This is a genomic window from Streptomyces sp. NBC_00459 (genome assembly GCF_036013955.1).
Taxonomy (GTDB): domain Bacteria; phylum Actinomycetota; class Actinomycetes; order Streptomycetales; family Streptomycetaceae; genus Streptomyces.
The window spans coordinates 4003585-4017949 of the sequence record NZ_CP107903.1 but is presented as its reverse complement, the minus strand read 5'-3'; the positions used below and the strand labels follow the sequence as shown (position 1 = coordinate 4017949).

Annotated in this window: 15 protein-coding genes; 7 read left to right on the top strand and 8 right to left on the bottom strand. The window is 70.3% G+C overall.

Annotated elements, in window-relative coordinates; all coding sequences use genetic code 11:
* Positions 1 to 67: 67 nt before the first annotated feature.
* Complete coding sequence (locus tag OHN74_RS17520) at positions 68 to 952, bottom strand: MurR/RpiR family transcriptional regulator (protein WP_327700167.1); 885 nt, start codon at positions 950 to 952, stop codon at positions 68 to 70.
* 278 nt (positions 953 to 1230) lie between these two features.
* Between OHN74_RS17520 and OHN74_RS17515 the strand changes: the two genes are divergently transcribed.
* From OHN74_RS17515 to OHN74_RS17500, 4 genes are all read left to right on the top strand, one after another.
* On the top strand, positions 1231 to 2001 hold the full coding sequence (locus OHN74_RS17515) for an SIS domain-containing protein (protein WP_327695476.1): 771 nt from the start codon (positions 1231 to 1233) through the stop codon (positions 1999 to 2001).
* 184 nt (positions 2002 to 2185) lie between these two features.
* Positions 2186 to 3007, top strand: coding sequence for an SDR family oxidoreductase (locus OHN74_RS17510; RefSeq protein WP_327695475.1), 822 nt, complete (start codon positions 2186 to 2188; stop codon positions 3005 to 3007).
* Between the two features lie 41 nt (positions 3008 to 3048).
* Positions 3049 to 3588 (top strand): GNAT family N-acetyltransferase, encoded by a 540-nt coding sequence (locus OHN74_RS17505; RefSeq protein ID WP_327695474.1) that lies wholly within the window; start codon positions 3049 to 3051, stop codon positions 3586 to 3588.
* A gap of 106 nt (positions 3589 to 3694) precedes the next feature.
* Positions 3695 to 4252, top strand: coding sequence for a hypothetical protein (locus tag OHN74_RS17500; RefSeq protein ID WP_327695473.1), 558 nt, complete (start codon positions 3695 to 3697; stop codon positions 4250 to 4252).
* A 48-nt stretch (positions 4253 to 4300) separates the two neighbouring features.
* Here OHN74_RS17500 and OHN74_RS17495 read toward each other — a convergent pair whose 3' ends face one another.
* On the bottom strand, positions 4301 to 4699 hold the full coding sequence (locus OHN74_RS17495; RefSeq protein WP_327695472.1) for a GNAT family N-acetyltransferase: 399 nt from the start codon (positions 4697 to 4699) through the stop codon (positions 4301 to 4303).
* 4 nt (positions 4700 to 4703) lie between these two features.
* Positions 4704 to 5546, bottom strand: coding sequence for a pentapeptide repeat-containing protein (locus OHN74_RS17490; RefSeq protein WP_327695471.1), 843 nt, complete (start codon positions 5544 to 5546; stop codon positions 4704 to 4706).
* Positions 5547 to 5867: 321 nt separating this feature from the next.
* On the opposite strand from OHN74_RS17490, the gene OHN74_RS17485 reads away from it, so the two are divergent.
* A complete protein-coding gene (locus OHN74_RS17485; protein ID WP_327695470.1) occupies positions 5868 to 6986 on the top strand; it encodes a hypothetical protein in 1119 nt (372 codons plus the stop codon).
* Positions 6987 to 7043: 57 nt separating this feature from the next.
* On the opposite strand, the gene OHN74_RS17480 is transcribed toward OHN74_RS17485, so the two are convergent.
* From OHN74_RS17480 to OHN74_RS17465, 4 genes are all read right to left on the bottom strand, one after another.
* Entirely contained in the window at positions 7044 to 8012 is a 969-nt protein-coding gene (locus OHN74_RS17480; protein WP_327695469.1) for a hypothetical protein, read from the bottom strand.
* A 270-nt stretch (positions 8013 to 8282) separates the two neighbouring features.
* A complete protein-coding gene (locus tag OHN74_RS17475; RefSeq protein ID WP_327695468.1) occupies positions 8283 to 9086 on the bottom strand; it encodes a hypothetical protein in 804 nt (267 codons plus the stop codon).
* Between the two features lie 70 nt (positions 9087 to 9156).
* A complete protein-coding gene (locus tag OHN74_RS17470; RefSeq protein WP_327695467.1) occupies positions 9157 to 9645 on the bottom strand; it encodes an NUDIX domain-containing protein in 489 nt (162 codons plus the stop codon).
* A gap of 59 nt (positions 9646 to 9704) precedes the next feature.
* Positions 9705 to 10922: an acyltransferase family protein gene (locus tag OHN74_RS17465; RefSeq protein ID WP_327695466.1), complete on the bottom strand. Its 1218-nt coding sequence runs from the start codon at positions 10920 to 10922 to the stop codon at positions 9705 to 9707.
* Positions 10923 to 11179: 257 nt separating this feature from the next.
* Here OHN74_RS17465 and OHN74_RS17460 point away from each other — a divergent pair, with 257 nt between their 5' ends.
* Complete coding sequence (locus tag OHN74_RS17460; protein ID WP_327695465.1) at positions 11180 to 12400, top strand: AI-2E family transporter; 1221 nt, start codon at positions 11180 to 11182, stop codon at positions 12398 to 12400.
* A 49-nt stretch (positions 12401 to 12449) separates the two neighbouring features.
* On the opposite strand, the gene OHN74_RS17455 is transcribed toward OHN74_RS17460, so the two are convergent.
* Positions 12450 to 13052 carry a TetR/AcrR family transcriptional regulator gene (locus OHN74_RS17455; protein WP_327695464.1) on the bottom strand — a complete coding sequence of 201 codons (603 nt, stop codon included), beginning with the start codon at positions 13050 to 13052 and terminating at the stop codon, positions 12450 to 12452.
* Between the two features lie 110 nt (positions 13053 to 13162).
* Between OHN74_RS17455 and OHN74_RS17450 the strand changes: the two genes are divergently transcribed.
* Positions 13163 to 14332, top strand: coding sequence for an FAD-dependent oxidoreductase (locus tag OHN74_RS17450; protein ID WP_327695463.1), 1170 nt, complete (start codon positions 13163 to 13165; stop codon positions 14330 to 14332).
* The last annotated feature ends 33 nt before the right edge of the window (positions 14333 to 14365 follow it).

Below are 14365 nucleotides of genomic sequence, written 5' to 3'. Positions count from 1 at the left end.
TCATCCATGCAAAAGCCGCCTCGGGGCAAAATCACCCGAGGCGGCTCTTATGGCGTCGTACGACTGCTCAGCGTGTGCGGCGGGACTTCACCGCGTGCTCCCTGGCGATGTGGTCGGTGAGGGCGAGGGAGGCGCTGGCGCGCTGGTAGGAGAGCTGGGCGACGCGGACGTACAGGCAGTCGATGAGGACGAGCACGGAGTGGCGGGCGCCGATGCTCTCGGTGCGGAAACTGGTCTCCGAGGAGGAGGAGATGAGCCGTACGTCGGCCGCGCGGGCCAGCGGGGACTTCGGGTCGGCGGTGATGGCCACGGTGGTCGCGCCGCGCTGTTTGGCCAGTTCGAAGGGTTCGATGGTCTCGCGGGTGGAGCCGGAGTGCGAGATGCCGATGGCGACGTCGGCGGGGGTGAGGAGGGCGGCCGAGGTCAGGGCGGCGTGCACCTCGGTCCAGCCGCGCACCGCGCAGCCGATGCGGAAGAGCCGCGTCTCGGTCTCCTGGGCGACGGCTCCGCTGCCGCCGACGCCGTACACGTCGATGCGGCGGGCGCGGGCGGCGGCCTGGCCGGCGCGCTCGATGGAGTCGAGGTCGATACGGTCGATGGTCTGCTGGATGGCGCGGAGATCTGCGCTGCCGACGACCTGGACGACCCGCTCCAGGCTGTCGTCGGGGGAGATGTCCGGCCCGATCTCGGCGGTGCCCCAGTCGGAGACCTCGCCGCGACCGCGCTCCTGGGCCAGCTCGATGAGGAGATGCTGGTAGGAGTCGAGGCCGATGGCACGGCAGAACCGGGTGACCGTGGCCTGGGAGGTGCCGGTGCGGCGGCCCAGCTCGGCGGCGGAGCAGTGGGTGACGGCGGCGGGGTCCTCAAGGATCAGCTCACCCACCTTCCGCAGGGAGCCGGCGAGGCGCGGCAGCTCCGTACGGATGAGGGTGGTGACGTCGGTCGAGGGCATCCCGTTGCCGGAGCCGGTCCGTTCCATGGGGTTAACCGATCTCCTCGGCGCTGTACGACTGTGCGGCTGGCTGCACTGATGGCAGGGACGAATGTATCAGCCACCGGCTATAGAGCAGTTTGAATTCCAGGACCAGGTCGGGCCGACGGTGGGCGGGAGCGGGCGCCGCCCGTGCGGGCTTTGCTCGTGGCGCGTTGCCCGCAGCCCGTACACTGTGATTTATTGATTCACCGATTGAGGTAGAGTGGGTGGTTCAATCCACCGGTGGGGAGTGTCGAGTGTCCGTCGAGTCCGTCAGTGCGCAGGGGTTCGCGCGCGAGAGCCGGGCCGTTCTCGACCGCATCACCGGGTCGGAGGCGGTCCAGGAGTCGGTGACCCGCGCCGCCGCCCTGATCGCGGACTGCATCCGCGCGGACGGTGTGATCCAGGCCTTCGGTACGGGCCACTCCCAGGCCCTCGTCCTGGAACTGGCGGGCCGGGCCGGCGGCCTCGTCCCCACCAACCGCCTCAGCATGGCCGACCTCGTCCTCTACGGCGGTGACGACCCCAGCGCCCTCGACGACCCGCTCCTGGAACGCAAGCCGGGCATCGCCGAGCGTCTGTACGACCTCGCCTCGCCGCACCCCTCCGACCTGTTCGTGATCATCTCCAACTCGGGTGTCAACAACGTCATCGTCGAGATGGCCCTCCGGGCGAAGGAGCGCGGCCACAGGATCCTCGCGATCACCTCCCTCACCCACACCCGCACGGTCCCGGCGGGCCACACCAGCGGCAAGAAGCTGGCCGACATCGCGGACGTGGTGCTGGACAACGCGGCCCCCACGGGCGACGCCCTGCTGGAGCTGCCGGGCGGGGGCGCGGTGTGCGCCCTGTCGACGCTGACCGGCGTGATGCTGGTGCAGATGGCGGTGGCGGAGACGGCGGCGCTGCTGATCGCGGCGGGCGAGCGTCCGCCGGTGTACGTGTCGGCGAACGTGCCCGGAGGGTTCGAGGGGAACCTGGGTCTGGAGCGGCACTACGGGGATCGGATTCGGCGGCCGGCGAGCTGAGGAGTCCTGGGGGTCGGGGGCCGGTGGCCGGGGGCCGACAGATGGCGGATGGCGCCCGGTGGCCGGGGGCAGGGGCCGGGGACTCATGGCTCCCGGCGACCACGGCCGACTTCGACCACGATCGGCTTCGACCACGGGAAAAAGCGGTTGCTGAGCCGGCGACCGTCATGGACGATCCCGAACCGTGACGACGCCTGCCGATGAGCCCCGCCCCGACCACACTCCGGCCCCTCCCACCACCCGCCCGCTCGCCCTGGTCACCGGAGTGGGCCGCACCGTCGGGATCGGTGCCGGGATCGCCCGCAGGCTGGCGGCGTCGGGCTGGGACATCGCCTTCACCTACTGGACGCCCTACGACACACGCATGTCCTGGGGGATCGAGTCCGGCGCGACCGAGGCGATCACCCGGTCCCTGGCCGAGCTGGGCGCCGCGAGCACGGCGATCGAGGCGGACCTCGCCGACCCGGACACCCCGGCCCACGTCTTCGACGAGGCCGGGCGCCGGATGGCCGGTGCCGGTGCGAGTGCCGGTGCCACCGCCCTGGTGATGTGCCACTGCGAGTCGGTCGACTCGGGCCTGCTCGACACGACCCTGGAGAGCTTCGACCGCCACTTCGCCGTCAACGCACGCGCGACCTGGCTGCTGATCCGGGAGTTCGGCCGCCGCTTCACGGCGATCCCGGGAACCGGCCGGATCATCGCCCTCACCAGCGACCACACGGTGGGCAACCTGCCGTACGGAGCGAGCAAGGGGGCGCTGGACCGCATCACTCTGGCGGCGGCCCACGAACTCTCACACCTCGGGGTGACCGCCAATGTCATCAACCCCGGCCCGGTGGACACCGGTTGGATGTCCGACGAGGACCGGGCGAACACCGTCCGCCACACCCCGCTGGCCCGCCTGGGCACCCCGCAGGACACGGCCCACCTCGTCGACTTCCTGTGCTCGGCGGAGGGGCAGTGGGTCAACGGGCAGCTGCTGAAGAGCAACGGGGGCCTTGGGTAAGAGACTTGATCGCTGCCCGGCCTGCTGATTGGCTGGCCGGTATGACCGATCTCGGACCCGTCGCCTGGCCGCCCACCCCGATCAGGACCGAGAGGCTCGTGCTCCGTGAGTCCGAGCCCCGGGACCGTCCGACGTTCGTCGAGCTGCTCGCCTCGCCGGAGGTGCACACCTACCTCGGTGGCCCCCGGCAGCGTGACGAGCTCGAACGCGAGATGCCCGGGACGCCCGAGCGCTGGCCCGGGAGCTTCGTCGTCGATCTCGACGGGGCGATGATCGGCCAGATCCTGCTCAGGAGGGCAACCGGGCACAGCCGCCCGGCTGCCGCGGGGAAGGCCGATCTCGGCTATCTGTTCCTGCCGGGGGTGTGGGGATCCGGGTACGCAGCCGAGGCGTGCGCGGCGGCGCTCGACTGGCTCGCCGACGCGCTTCCCGGTGAGCCGGTGGTGCTCACCACCCAGACCGCCAACGTCGGCTCGATGCGTGTCGCGGCGAAGCTGGGGTTCACCGAGGTGGAGCGGTTCGAGGCCTGGGACGCCGAGCAGTGGCTCGGTATGCGGTCCCCGGTCACGCAGTCCGAGTGAACTCGCGCCGGAGGCACCGGAGTTGGTGCAGCGGCCGGGGTGGTGCACACCCCGTTGGGGACGTGCCCCACGCCATGCTGGACCACACCGGATCGAGGATCAGACCTTGACCCCGCATTCCCTGGCGTTCTACGTGGACGTCGTCACCACCGGCACCGTGCTCGGCGCGGGCCCTGCGGATTCTCCCGGGCGCGTCGCCGAGACCCTGGGGCCGGACTTCGCCGAGGACCACTTCAGCGACCAGAGCATGTGTCTCGGCTACGGCTTCGTCGAGTTCTTCTGGGACCGCGCCTCCACCGACCACCCCTGGTCGGGCCACCACTTCACCCTGCAGGTGCACCGGCTCGCGCACCGGAACCGCACCGACGTCCACGACGCACTTCGTGCCCGGTACGGGCGGTTCACTCCCAGGCTTCGGTTCGAGAAGCTGCGGCGTCTGCTGGCGCGGCGCGGCGTCCCCCTGCTGGAGATCCCCGAAATCCCGACGCTCGGGCCGTGTTTCCGTACGTTCTGGCAGCCCGGTTCCAGGGTGGCCGTCACCGTCATAGGGACCTACGGCGAGCACCGAACGCCCGACAATCTGCGGGTCGGCGACGTGTACAGCGTCCACGGCCCGATGACCGCCGAGGAAGTGGAGTGGCGGAGGAGGGCGCAGCTCGGGTAGCGCGGAGGATGGGCGGGCGCCTGCGAGTAGTCGCCCGACCCGAGTCGTCTACAGGGGGATCAGACCTGCGTCTGTGGGCCGGAAACCGCAGGCCTCGAAGTAGAAGGAACGCAGGTGTTCCTCGAAGTCCACGTGCAGCCACTCGCAGTCGGCGGCACGGGCGTGCTGTGCGGCGGTGGCGATCAGCATGGCGCCGATCCCCTGGGACCGGTGGCTCCGGGCCACGACCGTGTCCAGGACGAAGGCGTGAACTCCGCCGTCCCAGGCGACGTTGACGAATCCGACGAGGGAGCCGCCGTCCCGGGCACAGACCCAGCCGAGGCTGTGACGTCGCAGCCGTGTGCGCCAGTCGGTGGTTCCCGGCCGACCGCCGAAGCCCTCGGCGTGCAGCGAGTTGAGGTAGGCGTTGTCGAAGTCGCCGCGCCATTCGTACGTGGTCGTCGCCAAGGGGCTACCAGTGCGCGGGGCGGGTGAGGGCCGGCGGCAGTTTCGTGGCGGGGTCGCCCTTGGCCGCGTCGAGTTGGGACTGGGTGAGGAAGATGCTGTCGGTGAGGTCCGCACCGCTCAGGTCGGCGTCCCGCAGGTCGGCGCCGATCAGGTCGGCCGTTCTCAGGTCGGCGCCCTTGAGATCGGCGGCGATGAGGTAGGCGCCGCGGAGGTTGGCGCCCCGAAGGTCGGCGGCCTTGAGGTCGGCGCCGATGAGATCGGCTCCCCGCCGGTCCTTCTTGTCCTTCCTGCGGCCCGTGACCTTGGCCCGTACGAGTTCGCTCGCACGCAGCAGCAGAGCGTTGACGTCGCCCCGGTGTGCCGCCATGTCCAGTTCGGCGAGATCCTGGGCGCTGCCGCCGGTGAGGTGTTCGGTCTTTCCGAGGGCGCGGCGCAGTTCGCCGTGGATGGGGCGGGCGGGCGGCAGTGTGAGTGCCTCGGCCAGGTACCAGAGGAGTTCGTGGAGCTGTCGCATGACGGGAAACACGTCGAACATCTGCCGGGCCGTGCCCGGGGCCTGCCGCCAGTCCTGCCCGCCGAAGGTGACCTGGGAGACCTTCTGCCCCGCGCCGAAGCAGTCGAAGACGGTGCATCCCGAAAAGCCCCGCTGCCGGAGCTGTGTGTGGATGCCGCAGCGGAAGTCGGCTCGCAGGTTCGTGCAGGGCTGCCCGGCGTCCTTGTCGGTCGCGAAGTCCGCCGAGGCCGCGAACGGCAGTGCGACACAGCACAGCCCGAAGCAGTTGCCGCAGTCGGCGCGCAGGCCGAGATCGGCAGCGCGGTGATCCGGGTGTTCGCGTTCCTGGGACAACGTGCGTGGGCTCCTGTGACGTTCTGGCGTTGCGTTCTGCTCGTTCGTCCTGCTCGTTCGTCCCGCTTCTACGGCTACCGGGCCACCAGCGCCTCGCGTACATGGCCTCTCTATCACCGCGTTCTGACAATAGGACAGCGATTTTCGCGGCTGGCCGGACACGCGGACCGTGCTTCCGCCAACGGATCTCTTCGCGTAATCTCCCCCTCCAGCACGGCATGTTCACGCCACGGTCAGGGGGGCCGGATGCGGAATCGTTCTACTCTGCTTGCCAAAATTCTCGGTGGGGCAGCGCTGGCGTGCTTGGCCGGCGGGTTGGGCATGACGATCGTGCGGTACGACGCGGAGGCTCCACGGCTGGACGTTCTGGTTCCGTTGGCCTTGGCGGCCCTGCTTGTCGGCGGTTGGGTGCTGGCTGTCCGAGCGGCGCCGCCGGTGGAACGGATACCGCTCCCCTCTGCTCATCGGGAGGGGATACCCACCACGCTGGGGGCGGTGCGCCGCGACTGGGGGTACATCGCCGCGGTCTACCTCACCATCTGGGCGCCGTACGCCGCAGCTCGCGCTGCCGCCGGCACGGGCGGCTCGGTCATCGGCAGTGCGTGGTGCGGGATCACCCTGCTCTTCGCTGTCGTGATGTCCCTGTACGCCATCGGTCTGCTCAAGACGCAGCTCGGTGCCGGTCAGCGGATGCTCATGGAGGATGCCGCCTCGGGCAGCGTGCATGCGGTCCGTGTCCAGTTCGCCACGGCGGTCAGGCAGGATTATCGGGCGCCCGCCGGAACCGGTGTCGGCGACATCACGACCACCAACTCGTACTGGGTCGATCTGGTGCCCGAGGGAGATCTCGGCGGCGATTCCGACGGCGACACCGGCGGAGATCCTGGCGGGCAAAGGGTCATCCGACTCCAGCCCATGTACTCCGGCGACAATTTCCGCGTGATGATCGGGGACAAGCATCTGTCCTACGCCGCTGCCCAGTTGCCCGGTCACTCCGGCTGGCTGTGCTGGCCCAGGCGATGGAAGGACATCGCGGCCACGGACAAGACACGCGGGGTTTCCGCCGCCTTCGTGTCCGACACCGGCCACGTGGTCTGGGGCCGGACCGGACAACAGGACTGCGAGCACTGGCTGCGCGGCGGGGCGGCGCCGGTGTGCGAGACCGGCAGCGGGCCTGCCGCCGAGCCGCTTCCCCACCCCTCCCGGTTCCTCCCGAAGGCGCACACCCGCGCCCTGCTCATCGCGGCGGCCGCGGCCCTCACGGCGGTTCCCTATCTGCTCGGTCTCGTACCGCACGCGCTGGGCCTGGCACTTGGCGCGGCTGCGGGAATCCTGGCTCTCGCGGCATCGGCGAGTCTGACCCTCATCGGCATCCAGAGAGAGAACATGGATCCGGAGCTGTGGACCGTGAGCGACGAGGCGCATCCGTCGCTGCGCTGAACTCTGTTCGCCGACTTCACGCCGCCTCCGGCAACGGGATACCGGCACCCCGAGCCATCAAGCCGCCTTGGCTGTCCTGCAGTCACGGCACGCGGAGGGCCCCGCCGCCCGGAACGCCCGTTCGCAGCCGTCGCAGGTCTGCCAGCGGAGGGCGACGGGCAAGGCCGTCACGGCCGGTGGGGTGCTCGGAGGCGCCGGGAGCGGCGCTTCGCGCAGACGGAACGCCAGTACGCGTGCCGGGCGGGCGCGGAAGTGGTCGGGGAGCCCGGTGGTCAGCACCCCGGTGATCTCCTCGGGGCCAAGCCCCTGCGCGAGCCACGCGGTGACCGCCGGGGCCAACTCGGCGACCTCACTGCGGGACAGAATCAGCCGCCGGTCGACGATACGGAGCGAGGCGAGGATGACGACGGCCTGGGGATCGGCTTCGTCGAGGCCGAGCGGGGGAGGGGACGGAGGGTCAACGGGTGGGAGACTGAGGGGAGTTACCGCTTCCGCCACCGCCGTCGTGACCGTAGCCGTAGCCGTCGTCGCCGCTTCGGTGGCAGGCGCTGCCGTCAGGCTGCTGTCCTCGGCGGGCTCCGACTTCCCCGGCCGGGGCACCGGCTGCGCAGCAGGGGTCGCCCGGTCACCGGCGCCGCGCGGAACGTCGTAGAAGAAGGTCTGGGTACGCACCTTGCCGTTCGGCCCTCTTACCCGGCGCCGTTCCAGATGGCCCGCCGCCTCCAACTCCCGCAGCGCACGCGAGATCAGGATCTCTCCCTCGTCGAAGTGGGCGCAGAGCGCGGCGATGCTGATGCGGGCGCCGTCGGGTACGGAGAGGATGTAGGCCGCGACGCCGATGGTGACCGCACTGCCGCGCCGCTGGGCGAGGGCGTTGGAGATCACCGTGAAGTCGGCGGTGAGGCGGGTGCGCACGTGAATCACACCGTAGGTGGGTGTGTTCGGCGTGTTCGGTGAAGGTGAGTTCGGAGTGTTCGTCGCACCGGAGTTGGCGCACGAGGGCGCGTTAGACTGCGTTCCAGCCATTGGGAAGTCGTTCTCTTCCTGAGCGGTCAGGCCCTCGTCCAGGATTGCCGTCCTGGCGGGGGCCGTCGTCTTTGTGAGGTTGTTTCGGGGAACGTAACTCTCCGCACCCACTCGCCGCAACCGCGTCACTCCTGAGAGTGAACGGAGGCGAACGGGGGTGAACCGGTGTGAACGGGCGGGAGGGGGAAGGTAGTTGGTTCTTTTCCCAAAGTCCTTTAGGGGGAGGGCCGTGGCCGCCCGGATCCCGGTGCACAGGGACCCGGTGCGACCTCAGTGGCGGTCGCTGGGCCAGTGCGGGTCCTCATAGCGGGCGGGATCGGTGAGGCCCATCAGCCGTACCAGGTGCAGGAGTTCCTCGGTCGCGTCGTCCTGGGCCTGCAGCCGGGCGGGGACGTGGCGGACCAGCCAGGCCGAGAGTTCGGTGCGCGCGGCGTCCACGTCGTCGTCCTCCCACACCCACATGGTCCAGGGCAGCTCGTCTCTCAGCAGGTCGTACTCCCACTGGGTAGCCGCTTCCGCCAAGTGCCGGTCGGCCACCGGGTGATCGAGTCCCTCCCAGACCGTGAGCCACGGGCTGATGATGCCGGACGCCTCGGTGCACAGGGCGAGGAGTTCGTACACGGGGGCAACGGGATCCGGGTCGGTGAGGCTGTGGGCCCACCAGGCGTGCAGGAACTCCCACACCGCCGTGTTCTGGCGCACGGGCCACCGGTAGCAGTGGCCACGAGAGAACGAACGCCCGACCTCGTCCATCTGGTGCGGCTCCACGAGGCCGCCGACCAGCGCTCTGGCGAACTGGGGCAGGACGCGCCGCAGTACCGCGCCGTGGTCCGTCCAGTCACAGGCGTGCCAGGTGCGGTACAGCAGGTCCGGGTCGAGCTCCACGTCCGGGACCTTCAGCAGCGCGAGCTCTTCCTCGCTGCCCCAGTGGCAGTCGCACTGAGCCTCGTCGGCGCGGGCGGTCATCCCACGGAAGACGATGTCCAGGCGGTCCAGTGCGCGGTCGAGCCGGAGTCGGGTGGGGGGAATGTCTTCGACGTTCGTCGTTGACGGGTTCGTCGTTGCCGGGTTCATGGTGTCGGCACAGCCTCAAGGGGACTCCGGGCGGCTTCCGCCGGCCGAAGATTGCGATCCTAGTCCCCGTCTACCCCCACCCGGCCAGTGAAATAAGCGGCCCGCCGTCGAGATAGCGACGCAGCGCGCCCGCACTCGTGCGCACGAACTCCTGGGGGAGCGCGTCGACTTCGACCCAGCGGACCTCGGCGTGCTTGTCGGGTTCGCGGTTCTCCGGCTCGCCGGTCCAGGCGTGGGCGGCGAAGACGACGGTGAGGTAGCCGTTGGGGGCTTGGACTCCCTCGGCGCCGTGGACGACGTGGGCGACCCGCAGGGCCTCCGGCCGCACGGTGAGCCCGGTCTCCTCGTACAGCTCGCGCACCGCCGTGTCGGTGATCGGTTCGCCGGGTTCGCTCTTGCCGAGGGGCAGGTCCCACAGGCCCTGGCCGAACTTGGCGCGCGGGCCGCGCTGGAGGAGAACGACACGGCCTGCTGCCCGGTCGTGCACGATGACGGCCGCGACCAGCACGGTCATGGAGCCGAGGGCGGGCGCGAGGGGTGTGTGGTGATGGTCGGTCATGGTGCGCCGGAGTCTAGGGCGGCCCACTGACATCGGGCCCCGTACCCCCGGAGGGGCTCTCACCCCCGTCGCAGCAGCGGCCGTTCCACCAGCGCGTACGACGCCAGGGCCGCCGCGACCGTCGCCACCATGCCCATCGGCAGCAGCTGGTCGTCGGGTACGCCCAGGTCGGAGAGGAGGCGGATGACGGGGTAGTGCCACAGGTACATCCCGTAGCTCAGATTGCGGCCGACCCAGGCCAGCGCCCCGATCGACAGCAGACGGGACGGCCACGACCCTGGGAGCAGGTCCAGGGTCGCCACCACCGTGGCCGTCAGTACGGCGGCGACCATGAAGCCGGCCGTGTACCAGACGGGGTTCCACGCGCTCGTGTCGGCGATCGGGATCTGCCAGGCGACCAGGGCCAGCAGGGCCAACGCGGGCCAGCACAGGCGTCCCGCCCAGCGGCGGAGCGACGCCAGCCTGGGATCGTCGGCGCGCAGCCGGGCCAGGACCACGGCCAGCAGTGCGCCGATCAGGAGCTGGTCGGCGCGGGTGTCGGGGCCGTTGTAGATGCGGTGGGCCGCCGTGGGGTCCCAGAGGGCGAGGCGCCACAGCAGCGGCAGGACGCACAGGGCCGCGACCCAGGCCAGTGCCCTCCGTGCCGTGGTGTGCCGTAGAAGCAGCAGGAACAGGATCGGCCACGCCAGGTAGAACTGCTCCTCCACACCCAGGGACCAGGTGTGGCTGAGGGGACCGGTGAGGTCGGAGTACGCGCCGGACTCACCTGCCCGTACGAGGTTGACCACCGACACCGCCGCCAGCGCCGCCGCCTTCCACGCCCCGTCGAACAGCGGCAGCGGAAGCGCGAGTGAGAGGAGCGCGGTGACCGCGCACATCGTCAGCATGGCCGGCCCGAGCCGCAGCCACCGCCGCTTGTAGAACGACCGCAGACGGATGCCGCCGGTGCGGGCGTACTCGGCGATCAGCAGTCGGGTGATGACGAAGCCGCTGAGGGTGAAGAAGACGTCCACGCCCACCGAGCCGCCGGGTACCAGGTCCGGCTTCACGTGGTACACGATCACCAGGACGACCGCGACCGTCCGCAGCCCGTCCAGCCCCGCCACCCGCCCACCACCACGCAGCGCCGACGGGAAACCCCGCCCGCCGCCGGATCTGCGCCGCGGTTCCGCCGTCGGCGCGGGCAGAGTCTGCGCGCTCCGCTCCATGGACGCGTCAAGGGCGTCAACGGCGTCAACGGCGTCGACCGTCGTGCTCCGGTCGGTGGGGGTGCTCATAACGTCCGCGCCTGCCCAGCCTCGGCGGAGCCACACCTGCTCTTATGGACCCCACAGCTTCGGCGCTGCTTTCCGGACGGCGTGCCTCCACCCGAACTGCACCCGAATTCCGCCCGCGCTCCACCCGTCCTCGGCGGCCTCCACACGCCCTCTCAACCCTGCGGGGCCCGCGCCCGTCTACCCTTTCGCCGCGGTACAGCACGATCTTCGAAGCGCCGTGGACAGCGGTCATGCGGGTGAGCGGAGACGAAAACACGATGAACAGCCGTACGGGAGTCCCTGGGCGAGTCGGTGCGAGCCGGAACAGACAGCAGGGGCGACGCGGCCCGCGGATACACCGGACGCGTACGACCGTACGCACCACCGGTGTGCTCAAGAACACGCCGGTGCGTGACGTCGGGCATACCCCCACCCCCTTGCTGTCGGGTCCCGCCCGGCGCATCGCCGCCGGAAGCGTGTTGCTGCTTCTGGTGAGTGGCGTGATCACCGTGGGCGTCTGGTTCTGCATCACCTTCCAGACCGCCGTCACGCCGGTGCTGCTCGCTCTGCTCCTCTCCGCCCTGCTCGGCCCGTTCTACCGGCGGCTGGTCAGGATGAAGTTCAACAAGTCGCTCGCCGCCGGGCTGACCTGCGCCGCCGTGATCCTGGTCATGGGCGGGGCCGCGTACATCGTGGTGAACGCCCTGCTCGACACCGGTGACCAGATCGTCGGCTCGCTGCGGGACGCGGCGAAGGACCTCAGCGAGCGGTTCGATGTGGTCGGCACCGCCCTGGACGAACTCGCCACGAACGCCCAGGACCTGCTGTCCAAGTTCGGCGGTACCGCGGTCTCCGGTGTGCTGAGCGGCGTCAGCCTGCTCACCGAGATGATCGCCACCGGAACGCTCGCGATCCTGCTCCTCTTCTTCTTCCTCCGCGATTCCGACCGGGCCGTCGCCTCACTGCACTCGCTGGCGCCCCGAGGCTCCGGCGCGACCCTGGAGGTCATGGCCCGCCGCGCCTTCCAGGCGATCGAGGGCTTCATGCTGGGCACGACGATCGTCGCGTTCATCGACGCCGTCTGCATCACCGTCGGCCTGCTGATCCTCCAGGTGCCGGGCGCCATCGGGCTGGGGGCGCTGGTGTTCATCGGCGCGTACATCCCGTATCTGGGCGCTTTCCTGTCGGGCGCGGTGGCGGTCCTCGTCTCCTTCGCGGACGGCGGACTCACCACCGCGCTGTGGGTCCTCGGTGTCGTCACCCTCGTCCAGCTCCTGGAGGGGAACGTGTTCCAGCCGATGATCCAGAGCCGTACGCTCCAGATGCACCCGGCGGTCATCCTCCTCGCCCTCACCGCAGGCGCAGCCCTCGCGGGGATCCTCGGAATGCTCCTCGCCGTACCACTGACGGCGGCGGCGTTCGGCGTGCTCTCGGAAATGCGGGGGCGGTACGAGGAAGGGGTGAGCGGGGTGAACGGGGGCGCCGAGGCGACGCGCTGACCGGACAACTCACCACCTCTCTCACCACCACCTCCCTCACCATCGCCTCTCAATGAAGGACGGCCTCGATGGCCGGTGCGAGGCCGTCCTCGATCTCTTCCCGGGTGAGGGCGGTCACCGCCGGAAGGCGCAGCAGGTAGCGGGACAGCCCCAGGCCGAGGAGCTGGGCGGAGACGAGGCCGGCCCGGCGTCTGGCGGTTTCCGGGCCCAGGGCTGCGGCCAGCGTCGGGGCGACCTGGGTCGCGAAGATCTCGTGCATCCGCGCCGCGGCGTGCTCGTTGGTGACCGCCGAGCGGAGCAGGACGAGCAGCGCCTCGTCGGCCGGGTCGCCTTCCCAGCGGTCGAGGAAGTGACGTACCAGCACCCGTGCCAGTTCGTCCGCAGCGACGCCGGTGAGGTCCGGCAGACGCAGGTCGATGGCGAGCGCCGTGTCGAAGAGCTGCGCCTTGTTGCCGAAGTACCGCATGACCATCGAGGGGTCGATGTCGGCGTCGGCGGCCACACCCCGGATGGTGGTGCGCTCGTAGCCCTGGGCCGCGAACCGTTCGCGTGCCGCGCGCAGGATCGCTGCCTTGGTGCGGTCGGAGCGTTTGTCGGCGCTGCCGGTGTCCGTGCTGGTGTCCGTGCTGGTGGGCTCGGTGTGCTGACTCATGCCAACGACTGTAGGCCAACAGGTGTTGACTTTCCAGCGCGAGTGCGAGCATCATGCCAACAGGCGTTGGCCAACACTTGTTGGCAAACATTCGTTGGCAGGAGGCCGCCATGAACAACAACACGAACAACACGAACAACGTGAATGACGTGAACGCCACCGCACTGCCCGCCCGCACCGAGGTCGCCGTCGTGGGCGCCGGTCCGGCCGGACTCGCGCTCGCCGTCACGCTCGCCGCCGCCGGTATCGACTTCGTCGTCCTGGACAAGCTGGCGGAGGGCGCCAACACCTCGCGCGCCGCCGTCGTACACGCCCGCACCCTGGAGGTCCTCGACGAGCTGGGAGCCTCCGAGGAACTGATCGCCCGCGGCATCCAGGTCACCCGCTTCGGCGTCCGCGACGGCTCCCGGCGTCTGCTGACCGTGCCGTTCGACGGGCTGCCCACAGCCCACCCGTACGCCCTGATGGTTCCCCAGGACGAGACCGAGAGCGTGCTGCTGGACCGGCTGCGGGCGCTCGGCGGTGCCGTGCACCGCCCGTACGAGGTCGTGTCCGTCGTCCAGGACGCCGACGGCGTGACGCTCACCATGAGCACCGGGGAAACCCTGCGCGCCGCATACGCCGTCGGCGCCGACGGCATGCACAGCACCGTCCGTGAAGCCGCCGGCATCGGCTTCACCGGCAGCACCTACGAGGAGTCCTTCGTGCTCGCCGACGTGGTGATGGACTGGGCGCCCGGCCCTGCCGAGGTGTCGCTCACCTTCGCCACCCACGGTCTCGCCGTCGTCGCGCCGCTCCCCGGTGGCCACTACCGGGTCGTCGCCACCGTGGACGACGCCCCGCCCACCCCCGACCTGGCCTTCGTCCAACGGCTGCTCGACGAGCGTGCCCCCGGCCAGGCCGAGGTCACCGGACTCGCCTGGTCCTCACGGTTCCGGGTGCACCACCGGGTCGCCGACCACTACCGGGCCGGCCGTCTGTTCCTGGCGGGCGACGCCGCGCATGTGCACAGCCCCGCCGGCGGCCAGGGCATGAACACCGGCATCCAGGACGGCCACGCCCTCGGCCGGGCGTTCGCCACAGGGGAACTCGACGGCTACGAGGCCCGGCGCCGCCCCGTCGCCCAGCGTGTCGTCGCCTTCACCCACCGGATGACCCGTATGGCCACCACCCGCAACCCCGTGATGCGCCGAGCGCGTAACATCGCGCTTCCCCTGCTGGGCCGCACGCCCATGCCGAGGAAGCTCGCGACCGAGCTGGCGGAACTCAACTACCGCTGAATCAACCACCGCTGAATCAACAACCGTTGACTC

Excerpts from the sequence above, each read along its gene's own strand:
- OHN74_RS17520 (WP_327700167.1), bottom strand. The coding sequence starts at position 952 with ATGCCCTCGACCGACGTCACCACCCTCATCCGTACGGAGCTGCCGCGC.
- OHN74_RS17505 (WP_327695474.1), top strand. The coding sequence starts at position 3,049 with ATGACCGATCTCGGACCCGTCGCCTGGCCGCCCACCCCGATCAGGACC.
- OHN74_RS17485 (WP_327695470.1), top strand. The coding sequence starts at position 5,868 with ATGACGATCGTGCGGTACGACGCGGAGGCTCCACGGCTGGACGTTCTG.
- OHN74_RS17480 (WP_327695469.1), bottom strand. The coding sequence starts at position 8,012 with ATGGCTGGAACGCAGTCTAACGCGCCCTCGTGCGCCAACTCCGGTGCG.
- OHN74_RS17475 (WP_327695468.1), bottom strand. The coding sequence starts at position 9,086 with ATGAACCCGGCAACGACGAACCCGTCAACGACGAACGTCGAAGACATT.
- OHN74_RS17470 (WP_327695467.1), bottom strand. The coding sequence starts at position 9,645 with ATGACCGACCATCACCACACACCCCTCGCGCCCGCCCTCGGCTCCATG.
- OHN74_RS17465 (WP_327695466.1), bottom strand. The coding sequence starts at position 10,922 with ATGAGCACCCCCACCGACCGGAGCACGACGGTCGACGCCGTTGACGCC.
- OHN74_RS17460 (WP_327695465.1), top strand. The coding sequence starts at position 11,180 with ATGAACAGCCGTACGGGAGTCCCTGGGCGAGTCGGTGCGAGCCGGAAC.
- OHN74_RS17455 (WP_327695464.1), bottom strand. The coding sequence starts at position 13,052 with ATGAGTCAGCACACCGAGCCCACCAGCACGGACACCAGCACGGACACC.
- OHN74_RS17450 (WP_327695463.1), top strand. The coding sequence starts at position 13,163 with ATGAACAACAACACGAACAACACGAACAACGTGAATGACGTGAACGCC.